At 61.4% G+C, this 11,489-nt stretch carries 9 protein-coding genes and 2 pseudogenes; 3 read left to right on the top strand and 8 right to left on the bottom strand.

Going from position 1 to position 11,489, the window contains the following annotated elements; translation table 11 throughout:
* From FJT57_RS12385 to FJT57_RS12395, 4 genes and pseudogenes are all read right to left on the bottom strand, one after another.
* Positions 1-540, bottom strand: a pseudogene (locus FJT57_RS12385) (right-handed parallel beta-helix repeat-containing protein); the annotation flags it as partial.
* 72 nt (positions 541-612) lie between these two features.
* A pseudogene (locus FJT57_RS17365) lies at positions 613-726 on the bottom strand (twin-arginine translocation signal domain-containing protein); the annotation flags it as partial.
* Positions 727-1,004: 278 nt separating this feature from the next.
* Positions 1,005-1,802: a helix-turn-helix domain-containing protein gene (locus tag FJT57_RS12390; protein ID WP_144905676.1), complete on the bottom strand. Its 798-nt coding sequence runs from the start codon at positions 1,800-1,802 to the stop codon at positions 1,005-1,007.
* A gap of 97 nt (positions 1,803-1,899) precedes the next feature.
* The gene (locus FJT57_RS12395; protein WP_144905678.1) at positions 1,900-4,071 is read right to left on the bottom strand and encodes a bacterio-opsin activator domain-containing protein; all 2,172 of its coding nucleotides are present in this window, start codon (positions 4,069-4,071) and stop codon (positions 1,900-1,902) included.
* 303 nt (positions 4,072-4,374) lie between these two features.
* On the opposite strand from FJT57_RS12395, the gene FJT57_RS12400 reads away from it, so the two are divergent.
* A complete protein-coding gene (locus tag FJT57_RS12400; protein WP_144905680.1) occupies positions 4,375-5,379 on the top strand; it encodes a glycosyltransferase family 2 protein in 1,005 nt (334 codons plus the stop codon).
* Positions 5,380-5,395: 16 nt separating this feature from the next.
* Here FJT57_RS12400 and FJT57_RS12405 read toward each other — a convergent pair whose 3' ends face one another.
* The 4 genes from FJT57_RS12405 to FJT57_RS12420 form a co-directional block, all read right to left on the bottom strand.
* Positions 5,396-6,187 carry a polysaccharide deacetylase family protein gene (locus FJT57_RS12405; protein WP_203229173.1) on the bottom strand — a complete coding sequence of 264 codons (792 nt, stop codon included), beginning with the start codon at positions 6,185-6,187 and terminating at the stop codon, positions 5,396-5,398.
* Positions 6,177-7,064 (bottom strand): DapH/DapD/GlmU-related protein, encoded by an 888-nt coding sequence (locus FJT57_RS12410; RefSeq protein WP_144905682.1) that lies wholly within the window; start codon positions 7,062-7,064, stop codon positions 6,177-6,179. The genes FJT57_RS12405 and FJT57_RS12410 overlap by 11 nt, the downstream gene beginning before the upstream one ends.
* Positions 7,065-7,251: 187 nt before the next feature.
* Positions 7,252-7,836, bottom strand: a complete 585-nt coding sequence (locus FJT57_RS12415) for a metal-dependent hydrolase (protein WP_144905684.1) — start codon at positions 7,834-7,836, stop codon at positions 7,252-7,254.
* A gap of 3 nt (positions 7,837-7,839) precedes the next feature.
* Positions 7,840-8,883, bottom strand: coding sequence for a DUF1616 domain-containing protein (locus FJT57_RS12420; protein ID WP_144905686.1), 1,044 nt, complete (start codon positions 8,881-8,883; stop codon positions 7,840-7,842).
* A gap of 333 nt (positions 8,884-9,216) precedes the next feature.
* Between FJT57_RS12420 and FJT57_RS12425 the strand changes: the two genes are divergently transcribed.
* The gene (locus FJT57_RS12425) at positions 9,217-10,347 is read left to right on the top strand and encodes a DegT/DnrJ/EryC1/StrS family aminotransferase (protein ID WP_203229174.1); all 1,131 of its coding nucleotides are present in this window, start codon (positions 9,217-9,219) and stop codon (positions 10,345-10,347) included.
* Positions 10,340-11,344, top strand: coding sequence for a Gfo/Idh/MocA family protein (locus FJT57_RS12430; protein ID WP_144905688.1), 1,005 nt, complete (start codon positions 10,340-10,342; stop codon positions 11,342-11,344). Before FJT57_RS12425 ends, FJT57_RS12430 begins: the two co-directional genes overlap by 8 nt.
* Positions 11,345-11,489: the final 145 nt, after the last annotated feature.

Here is an 11,489-nt window from a genome sequence, read left to right on the forward strand (position 1 = left end):
AATACCAGTAGGCCCGTCCTCGATCGTACCGATGGTGTTTTTGGAGTGTTCGCCGCCGTCGGGCGCGCGGAACCCCTCGACGGTCGCGATGCCGGTGGGGTCGGTGACACTGAACAGTGCGGGCCCGAACGACCCGAGGTCGTGTTTGCCGATGATGTCGATGTCGCGGACGAGCATCTCCTGCTCGACGTACGCCTCGATCGCGCGGAACCCGCTGTGTTTCGCCGTGAAATCGAACTCGAACCCCTCGAAGTGAAGGTCATTTCCAGGGTCGGAGCCGACACCGAGGCGGAACAGGCGTGTGGGACCACTGAAGGATCCTTTCACGACGCTCCGGCCGTCGAGTTCCTCGACGGTTCCCGGGACGATCGTCGCGTCGTTCCCGACGATCCCGAAGTTCTCGAAGCCCGTAAACCGGAACTGCTCCGTCATCAGATACTCGCCCGGGGGGAACATCAAGAGCGTGTCGTCGTCTGCATACTTCGCGAGCAGATCGTTGATCGATTCGGAGGCGGTGGTGTCCGCCCCTGCTTCGCGCATATCAATCACTGTCGAGAATCGATCGAAGTACTCCGAGTAACGGTCGGAGGTCGACTCCCCACGTACCGTGGGGGCGAGCGCCGCGAGCGAACCGGCGGCAGCGATACCTTGTAGAAAGGTCCGTCGAGAGATACCTCGGGATTGCCTTTCCTCGTGCTTCGTTGTTTCAATGTCGGTCGTTTTCATTACAAATGTATAGAATCACCCCAACCGGAACTACTTCTGGATGGATATATCTAGAGTTTATATACTATACCAGTAGAGTGCTGGTCAGGCGGGGACACTACAGATGTATGTTGTCAGTTACCGTGGTTTGGTTTAACATCAACCAAGACGTACCTGTCGGTGACGCAGTGACGACTGCTCCAAGCGTGGTACGACGTACCGGTTGAAGCACTGACAGACTCGTGAGTGAGGGGAGTGGTCTGCGGGAGACGTTCAGCCGGTGCGAATAGTCTCCGCCGTTACTGCTTTGACTCCTGCACCCGGCCCAATGTTTCTATCGTGTCTTGAATGAGTTGTGCGGTAGCCCGTCGAAGCCGGTGAGACACCGCGGTAGTCGAAATGTCGAGTTGCGTTGCGAGGTCGTCCTGTGTTTCCCGTCGTGGGATGTCGTAATATCCCGATTCGAAGGCGATGCGTAATGCCTCCCACTGTTTGTCCGTGAGCGTGGACGTGCCGTCACCGAACTGCTCAGACCGATAGAGGCTGTTGAGACCGAATCTGATGTCCCGCTCGGAGCAGAACTGCCGAAGCGCCACTAACGCATCGCGGTCAGAAAACAGTAACTGGGCCTTCCAACTACCACTACTGCCCCGAACGGAGCGAGCGCGTGCACCGAGTTCGAGACTCGTCGATGCGACGAGCAGCGCGTGGTCCGAGAGGGTGATCCGATACACCTCGCTGTCCGGGAACGTTTCGATGAGATCCGCAACGACGACGGTCGGGTCGAGCGTGAACGCGTCTTTTAGACGTCCGGGAGTCGCGCCCGAAACTGAGAGGTACAGCGTCCGTTTACCCGATGGTGAGAGCGTATGGTGGTCGGGGACGAACGTGGCCTCCGTGACCAATTCGAGCGTACGGGCGAGCGCAAGCGACCCCCCCGACAGTTGGACAGTTCCAACAAGTAACGACTCGGTGCGCTCTTTTCTCTTCAACGAACTCGATCCATCGCGGCCTGTCCCGTCGTGATCATCCTCGTTGGACGCGTCTCGCGTGCGTGACCACCGCCCATTGGGCGTTCCTACACACGTCGGTTCCATAGCTGACGAATTTAAACGTGGGGGTTATAGGTTTCATAGCTATACAGATAGTGTCCACAATCCAACCGTCCATCTCCGTTCGATTTGCACGACCTCCCTACAAGTAGTCACCATCGGATAGCTCACTCTCGAACAACGCGCTGAAAAGTTTCCGTTCAACCACCCGCAGGTGATTGTTGAACGTCGGCTGGGTGATATCGAGGAGCGCGGCGATCTCCTCGCCCGTTCGCTCCCGCGGCCATTCGAAGTAGCCGTTGAGATAGGCCGTCTTGAGAACCTCCAGCTGGCGATCGGTCAGAGACTCAGTGAGCCGGGATGTCGTCATCTGCCGCGGTTCGGTCGGTCGTTCGAGGGAGGAACAACCACGTAGCTCCGCCGTCGGATACTCCTCTCGAAGTCGTTCGAGGAAACCGCGAACGTTCTCCCGCCGAGTCAGTTCGACGCTGAGATGCGTCTCGGTGGGCGTGGCAGTGAGGTCCCGAATCGACACCCCGGTTCCTCTCACCGAAGAGAGGATCGTCGGTTCGGACGTCGTTATCGCGAACACGCTACTGGTAGGCCCGCTAGCTATCCGTTCGACCCGATCTACGGAGGCCGACTCCTCGAGATATTCTCGAATCTCGTCTGCCGATCCACCGTCCACTGAGAGGTACAGCGTCGACGTCGCGTCGACCTGTGAGACGCGTCCCTCGAACGAGACGGTGCCGTCGACCTGATCGGCCAGCCTCCGCAGAATGTCGCTGGAGTCGCGAATCCGAACGTCCAGTCCGACCACGTGGTCTTTTTTTAACGCCTGTCGATCGCTGATTGCGTCGATGCCGAAGGCCACCGCGTCGGCGATTTCCTCGAAAGCGGACCGCCACAGGTCACCGAAGGCCTTCGCGTCGCTGGCACCAACCGTCAGCACGCCGTACCGTAGCTCCCCCGAGACGAGTGGGAGACTGAGAACTGATTGATTGCCGCGGTTTAGCAGGTTTCGTCGCCACGGCTCCTCGCGCAGACCGAACGAGACGTTTTCTACGAGTACAGCGTCCACGTCGCGGGCTGCTCGAACTGCTGGCTCACTGTTCTCCGGCGTCACAGAGAAGTCGATATCATCAAAATACCCTCGTATGGCACCTGCGTGCGCACGGGGGACGAGCCGGTTCTCCGCGGTGTCGTGGTCGCCGACCCACGCGAAGTTGACCCAGTCAAGTTCGGCGAGCGTCTCACAGATGTCGGTCTCGAGTTCCTCTCGCGTTACCGAACGGGAGACAGCGCGCTCGACATCGAGCAGCGTCTCGGTGGCCAGGTGACGTCGCTCCAACGCCTCAATTCGTTGGTGGAATTCTCCGGCCTGCTCCCGTGCAGTCCGTTCACAGTGAATGCGGGAGAACGACTGCTCGAGGAGGTCGGCCACGAGTTCCACCAGGTGTTCGCTCTCATCGTCAATCCGCCCAGGTTCACCCCATTCGACAGTGAGAACGCCGAACCCGTCGAACGGAGCAGTCATCGCCTGCGGAGTCGAGAGAACGTCCGCGTCGCTTTCGATCGCCTCCACACCCTCACTGGCCACAAACGAATCCCAGACGAGAGACCCGTCGTGGGGACCGATCGGAGAGCCGTCGCTGCTGGCGGGGATAAGACCATTCCGCGCTTCGTCCATAACGTAGACCGTCGCTGCGGAGGACGGAAAGAGCTTCTTCAGGGTGAGTTCGGCCGATCTGCTCGCATCCTCGACGGATTCGGCGTCAACGAGTTCCCGAATACTGTCTTTGAGCGTGTGTAGCTTCCCGCGTCGTGTTCTCGGATCGTTATCGGTCTCACGGTCACCGACAGGATCGGACCGTCGGGGCCGTTCACCCCCCACCCCCCGTTGGAATCCGGAGGTGGCAAGGGCGTTCTCCACCCGATGGACTAAGAGCTCCTCCGCGGCATCGTCGGTACTATCGACGATGTCAGTGACGCCTGCGTCGAGACCGGAGATCACGACTCCGGCCGCTGCGTCCGAGACGTATAGCACGAACGGAAGGGCGGGGTACCGGTCCCTGACCGCTCGGAGGAACGCCACGCCGTCGAACGACCCGTCGTCGTGCTCTGCAACGACACAGTCTACTTCCGGTTCGGCGCCGAGCCTGTCGAGCGCGGCGTCGCTATCGGAGACGATCGTGACGTCGGCCTCGCTCAGTTCAGCGCTGAGGACTGGTGTAACCGATGAGAGGCCGTCCCCGACGAGGAGGATGTTCGCGGTGCCGGTCCTCGCGGGTCGTTTCGAGGACACAGAACCCATCACTGCCCCCCCGAACCGAACATACACTGTCGCATACTTCCGTCGACGACTGCGAAGTGTTTACTTATACGCACGGTAAGCAGCGAGCGATTCGTTCGAGGGCGTCTCGGACCACCTTACCGGTAATATAATAAAGCGTCCCAGGACCCAACGATTGCTCACGGCACCCGCCGTAATCGACATATGACCCGAAAAAGACGCCTCGCACTGGCCGGTATCGTCATCGGAATTGTTCTCACCCTCGCGAATCGACGAACCAAGCGGACAGACTCCGCCGACGCCGACGCGGTGCTCGACTAGCCGATGTACCGCGAGCAGACCATCGGGGCGGTCATCCCCGCATACAACGAAGAAGCCCACATCGGCGACGTCATCGAAACGCTCCCGGAGTTCGTCGACAGGGCGTATATCATCGACGACGGGTCGACGGACGGCACGTGGGAAGAGATACAACGACACGCCGAGACGGTCAACGAGCGGTCAGTGGCGAATCCGCCGGTGACCGATGGCGGGACCGCGCTCGAACCGCGGGTCGTCCCGATACAGCACGAGGAGAATCGAGGCGTTGGTGGGGCGATTAAGACCGGATACCTTCGCGCCCTCGACGACGGTGTCGACGTCACGGCAGTGATGGGCGGCGACGGGCAGACCGAACCGGACATCGTCAAGCGCATCGTCGACCCGGTTGCGAGGGGCGACGCCGAGTACGCGAAGGGAAATCGTCTTCTCAGCGGTGACCGAGACGACATGCCCCGACTCCGACAGGTCGGGAATTTCACGCTGACGTTCCTGACGAAAATCGCCAGCGGGTACTGGAAACTCATGGACCCACAGAACGGGTCGACGGCGATCAGTCACGAGGCCCTCGACGCGGTCGGTATCGAGGAGATGTACGAGGGCTACGGGTACTGCAACGACCTCCTCATCCGACTCAACACCCACGGAATGCGCGTTGCGGACGTCTCTCGACGGGCAGTGTACAAAGACGAGACGAGCCACATCCGGTATCGGACGTACGTTCCGAAGGTATCAGCGATGCTGCTGCGAGGATTCATTCGCCGGTTGCACACGAAATATTTTGTGAAGGATTTTCACCCGATTCCGCTGGTCTACTACCTCGGCGCATTCAGTGCGGGAAGCGGTCTCTTGGCCGCTCTCACGGGTGCGGTGTCGGAAGATCGCGGTCTAATTGGAGGGTTCCTGCTGTTCGTCATCGGCTGTCTCTCGCTCCTGCTGGCGATGACGTTCGACCTCGATCAGAACAAAGATCTGGAAGTGCTCCTGTACGACCGCGAAGCCGAGAAGTAGTCCCGTCGCGAGATATTTATCGGGAGGGACGCGGCGGTGACACGACTGATTCCGCAGCACCGTCATCGCGCGGCTCGAAGTCACAGAACTCGTCGATATTGTACTTCTTTTCGACGAACTGTTCGTGCATAAACCGACGCGTCCGTCCGAGTGTCTGGCTCATAAGCCGCTCAAGACGCTCGACGAACGTCGCGTCACGGTTCCCCCACAGGCCGGGGTGCATCAGCACCTGCATCCGTTCGGGGATACCGTCTTCGAGCGGCGGCTCCTCGCGCCAGCGCTGATTCGAGTCGCCCCGGTAGGCGATGTCGCTGAAGAACCGTTCCTCGTAGGTACTCGCGAAGTCGGGGAAGGTACGCCGGAACACCCACTCTGGGGGGCGGTGAAACGAGACTGTCTCGATCGGATCGTCGGTGACCTGTGCCAGTATCGCCTTCTCCGCGGCGACGCGCTCCTGAAGGGCATCCTCGGACGGTTCGTCTGCCCAGTACTGGTGCGTGCTGAAGTGTAGTCCGACGTCGTGTCCGAGCGCCTCCAACCGGGAGAAGATCTCTCGGTTCGGCTTGTGCGTGACAGTATAGAACGGCGAGGTAACGAGGAAGAAGTACGTCGCCTCGATACCTCGATCGGCCTCCATACGCGCCGTCCGCAGCGCCCGTCGCGGCGACCAGTCGACATCGTGACGGAGGAGGACGTCCCCCGCCGCGAGGTCCTCTTCGTACCCGCGGAAGCGGCAGCCGTGATCGCACAACTCATCGAGGAAGTCGCCGTACCACTCGAACGTGAAGGCGACCTCGTCAGTCGTCATCGTGACCCCCGATAGGAGCGGCGGGAGATCCCACGACGGTCGTCTCGGCAGTCACGTCGTCGAGGACGGCGGCGTTCATCCCGATCTCGGCGTCGTCCCCGATAACGACATCCGTCGCAACCGAGACGTGTGGATGAACGGTGACCCGATCACCGACACGGACACCGCCGCTGAAGCCCGATCCGTACGCGACGGTCGTGTCCTCGCCAAGTTCAGCCTGGTGAGCGAGGTGGACGTTCCCGCTCAGTTTCGTTCCCCGACGCACGATCGTCTCATCGAAAACCGCGCGATCGATGGAGGAGTTCGCGCCGATCTCGACGTCGTTCTCGATGACGACTCGGCCCGTGTGTCTCTGTCGTCTGAGTTCGCCGTCGTCCATCCGTGCGAATCCGAATCCGATTCCGCCGAGAGCGGTGCCCTGTCCCACTCGGCAGTCGTCGCCGATGGTAACACAGCTGGCGACGTAGGCGTGGGCTCCGATCCGACACCGCTCGCCGATCGTTGCACCGTCTTCGACGACGGCAGTGGGATGAACGACAGTCTCGGCGACGCCCGGGCGGAAGAACTCGTCGTCGACGCGGACGAGAGCCGCCTTGGGTCGCTCGGCGTGAATCAGCGTCCGCTCCGGCAGCGAACCGACTGTGGGCGAGCAGATGACGATGCCAGCGTCCGAGGTGCGTACGTGTTCGGGATCATCGTACGTACAGAACGCCAGATCGTCAGCACCGGCGCCGTCTAGTGCGTCGACGCCGGTGACTGTCGTCTCCGGGCCGGTCACTTCGGCGTCGAGGAAGTCGGCGATCGTTGTCGAAGCAACCGGGTCGTTCTCCGGGGCCGACGTTCGATTCGTCGCAGTCGAGTGAGTGTACCGAGTCATAGTCCGTGCTCGTGTGAGACACTCGGCTGTCGGGGCTTTCTTATAGTGCTGCTAATAGCCCCGAGGCGGTGGATCAGACCGGTTCGTGGCGACAGCGGGACAGCGCGTGTGAGCCGGGTCCCGACCGCGGGAGACACCTCTGGCGATGCGTGGTGACGCGCGGCAGAGAAGATCCGCGGTTGGGACCTCAGCCGTCAGAGGCGACCGAGCGGAGGGTCCTAATCGCCTGTCGAACGCCCGGCGCTCCGTCAATCACCCAGAGGGTACTGACGAGGAAAAACACCGAGAGGTACGCGAGCACGTACGGGAGGTTGCTCGGATCAGTAGCTTCGTGGAGGTATCGCCCGACGTAGAGGGAAAACCGTCCGACGAACCCGTGATCGGTTTCGTAGGCCGGAAACGAGACGAGGGGCCAGAGGAGGCGATCGAAGGACAGCGCTCCGCCCGAGAGGAACGGGCTGAGGACGTCGCCCGCGAGGTGTGAGAGGTAGCCGACAGCGAGCGCAATACCGATACCGGCCCGGTCGTACCGCCGCGCGATCCAGACCGCGACGGCTGTGAGGGGGAGGGAAAACAGGATCGAATGACCCACTGCATAGCCCATCGGAAACACTTCGAGTCCCCAGGAGAGGGGTTTGTCGATCAAATCTGGTGCCTGCGTCCCAATGGCGACGACGACGGCTTCCGCGCCGCCGGGTGCCCGTCGCCACGTGAGATGGACGCCGAGAGAATAGATCACGTAGCCGAACGCGAGGTGCTCCCACGGCCACATCTGTTAGCGTCCCCCCGTCGAACCGCCGTCGACGGAAATCCAGAGCTGTGTACTCCGGTAGGCCGTCTCGGCCGACGGGTCCTCCGGCGCGTCGCCGCGGTAGAGGAGATACTGCACGCGAAGGCGTGAACCACCGAACGAGGGCTGTAAGTCGTGTCTGATACGATCAGTCTCACCGGCTTCGACGGTCCGCGAGAACCGATCGAGCTCCGTTTCGCGCGTGACTTCCGTCCCATCCGTTGTTTGATCGACTTCCTGTAGTTTCACAACGGTCGTATACGACTGCGACGCACCCTCGTGATTGGCGATTCCGACGTACACGGGACGGCTCTGCCCCCCATCGAAGTTCCGAGGGTAGTCCGAGGCGACGAACTCGCCGTCCCCGGATTCAGTGAGCAGGTAGAGTTCGGTGAACTGTTCATCCTGCGTCGGAGCCGCGTACATCGCAGCAACGCTGCCAGCGAATGCGACGATGCTCACCGCGAGCGCGACGTTCAGCAGTAGTCCGCGCCGTGACGATGGCTCGAAGGTGGGCGTCCGGGAGAGCGACCGTTTCCGAATCCGGAACGACGCCCCGACTGCCCCGACCAGCGCGGCTACCGACGGCACGCCGAACCGCTCGGACTCCGGGAGCTGATATCGTCGAAAGAGGGCCACGGGCGTCAGAACAGCCGTGAACACCGCGAGAACGATAAAGCTCGGAACGACTCGAATCTCACCGAAGACGAATTGCAACGCCAGCACGACGCCGGGCAGCAACCCGATACTGGCGGCCACCGAGAGTCCGATGCGGGCGGCGAGCGAGATGCTGGTGTTACCGGCCTTCGGTGCCGACACAGTTGTGTTGTCCGACGAATCCGGCCTTCGTTCTTCCGGAAAGAGCGCCGAGACAAGTGCGTACCCAGGGAGGAATATCACGAACGGTAGGACCAGTACCGTTCTGAGCTGTGACCCGGTGTTGTCGATAAGGACTGAGACCGTGGCCAATACTGTCGACAGCAGGACGACCAGCAGATCGGTAGTCCACCGGCTTTTTTGGAAAGCCATTTCGAGACCGTTGACCGCCGAAGGGTAAATATCCCCCACACAGTTGTTCGCCAGATGCGCCGAATTTGCGGTTTAGAGACCTTCTAAGTTAAGAATTCATCACATCGTTGAATTTCAAATTCGGCCACGCATCCGTTTAACGACCGTATAGTAAACTCTCTGACTAACGGAGTGCTCTCCGCGAAGCCGCTGTCGTGCCCGTGGCACGGAGCGCCTACCGACGCGTCGACACACAGGACAGACAATGATACGATTCCGAGATCCGACATCGTTGTGGCACCGCCCTCGAGGGGGAACCGACCCATCGCAACCGAATGAGGAGACGGTCCCGAGATGATACGCGAAGAATCAACTGAGGCGATCGACGGGCAGGTCCCCATCGCGGAACCGCACATTGGCGATGCGGAGATCGATCGGGCCGTCGACGTCCTCCAAACGGGGCAGCTCGCTGACGGACCAGAGGTCAGATCGTTCGAATCGGAATTCGCCGACCTATGCGATGCCGGGCACGCCGTTGCGACGTCGAACGGAACGACTGCGCTCCACGCCGCTCTAGAGAGCGTCGGGATCAGACCGGGAAACCGCGTCATCACGACGCCGTTCTCGTTCGTCGCAACCGCGAACGCGATTCGGCTGGCCGGGGGAGTCCCGACGTTCGCGGATATCAATCCCAGTACGTTCAATCTCGATCCGTACGCGGTCGAAGAGCGTATCCGATCGCTGGACGACCCGGTCGACGCGATCGTGGTGGTGCATCTGTACGGCCTTCCCGCCGATATGGATCACTTCGCGGATATTGCTGACACCTACGATGTCGCGCTCATCGAGGACGCCGCGCAGGCGCACGGAGCGATGATCGACGGGCAACACGTCGGTGCCATCGGTGACGTCGGGACGTTCTCCTTCTACCCGACGAAGAACCTGACGACAGGCGAGGGAGGGATGATAACGACGGACGACGAGGAGATCGCCGCGGCCGCATCGCAGTTCATCAATCACGGTCGAGAGAGTGACGGCTACGAGCACGTCGAACTCGGGCACAACTTCCGAATGACGAGTATGGCGGCCGCCATCGGGAACGCTCAACTCGAACGGCTGCCCGAAATCATCGAACGGCGACGCGAGAACGCGGTTGCACTGAACGCCGCGCTCGCAGAGACTCCGGCAGTCACGCCCATTGAACCCCCCGGACGCCGACACGCGTATCACCAGTACACGATACGGTGTGGAAACCGCGATAAAGTGATGCGCGTGTTGGCTGATCACGATATCGACAGCGCGGTGTACTATCCCACGCCAATCCATCAGCAACCGGCCTATGACGGCGTCTCAGGCACCGCACCGGTGACCGAACGGCTCGTAGACCAGGTGCTCTCCCTCCCAGTTCATCCGGGCGTGTCCCGCGAAGAGGCCGCGCATATCGGTCGAATCCTCACCGACGAGGAGGTGATCTCCTATGTCTGAGATGGCCCCGCTTTCCGCCGGTGTCATCGGCGCGGGGAGTATGGGACAGAATCACGCACGGGTGTACGATGAACTCCCAGTGACGACGCTGACGGGCGTGTTCGACGTCGACGCTGATCGTGCGGCGTCGGTGGCTGAGCGGTATGACACCGATGCGATGGATCTCGAAGCCCTCCTCGAATCGGTCGATATCGTCTCGATCGCCGTGCCGACGGCGTACCACCACGAGACCGCGAGAACCTGTATCGATCACGGCGTCGACGTGCTCGTCGAGAAACCGTTCGTGAGCGATCCGGACGCGGGCCGTGAACTGGCCGATCGCGCCGAGAAAAACGGTGTCACGTTGCAGGTAGGCCACATCGAGCGTTTCAATCCGGCAGTCAAGGTGGTTCGCGACCTCATCGATGAGTTAGACGTCATCTCGGTCTCCGCGCGTCGGCTGGGCCCGCCGCCGAAGCGCACGATAGAGGATACCGCGGTAATGGATCTGATGATACACGACGTGGACATCATCCTCGATCTGGTGGACGGCGATCTCGCTTCGTGCGACGCCGTCGGCACCGCAAAGGGCCGCTACGCGACGGGAACACTCGCGTTCGAGTCCGGGGTCGTCGGGCACCTCACTGCGAGCCGCGTGACCCAAGAGAAGGTTCGTGAACTCACCATCTCCGCGCGGGAGTGTCGAGTGCTAGTGGACTACATCGACCAGACGGTAGAGATCCATCGGTCATCGACGCCGGAGTACCTCCGGACGGAGAGCGACGTCCACTACCGCCACGAGAGCGTAGTGGAACAGCTCACCGTCGAACGCGAAGAGCCCCTCAAAAACGAACTTCGGTCGTTCGCCGAGGCGGCCGCGGCCGGGGCGGAACCGGTCGTGACCGCGTCGGACGGGCTGACGGTTCTCGAAGTCACCCGTGCGCTCGATCGAGCGGCCGCGGAGACGGAGAGCGGGACGGCAGACGACGCGCTGGCGGCCGACGGCGGACACAGATAATCCCCAAATCAGCCGCTTATCCTCCCGCTAAGCGCTGGTTTACCTGATTCATAGTGAAAGGGGCCCAGAACCGAGTACTCCACACCCACGGACCATCGGCTCACGGTACCGGGTCAATAGATACATGACGCACACGACGCACAGC

Source organism: Halobellus captivus, assembly GCF_007655485.1.
Lineage (GTDB): Archaea > Halobacteriota > Halobacteria > Halobacteriales > Haloferacaceae > Haloquadratum > Haloquadratum captivum.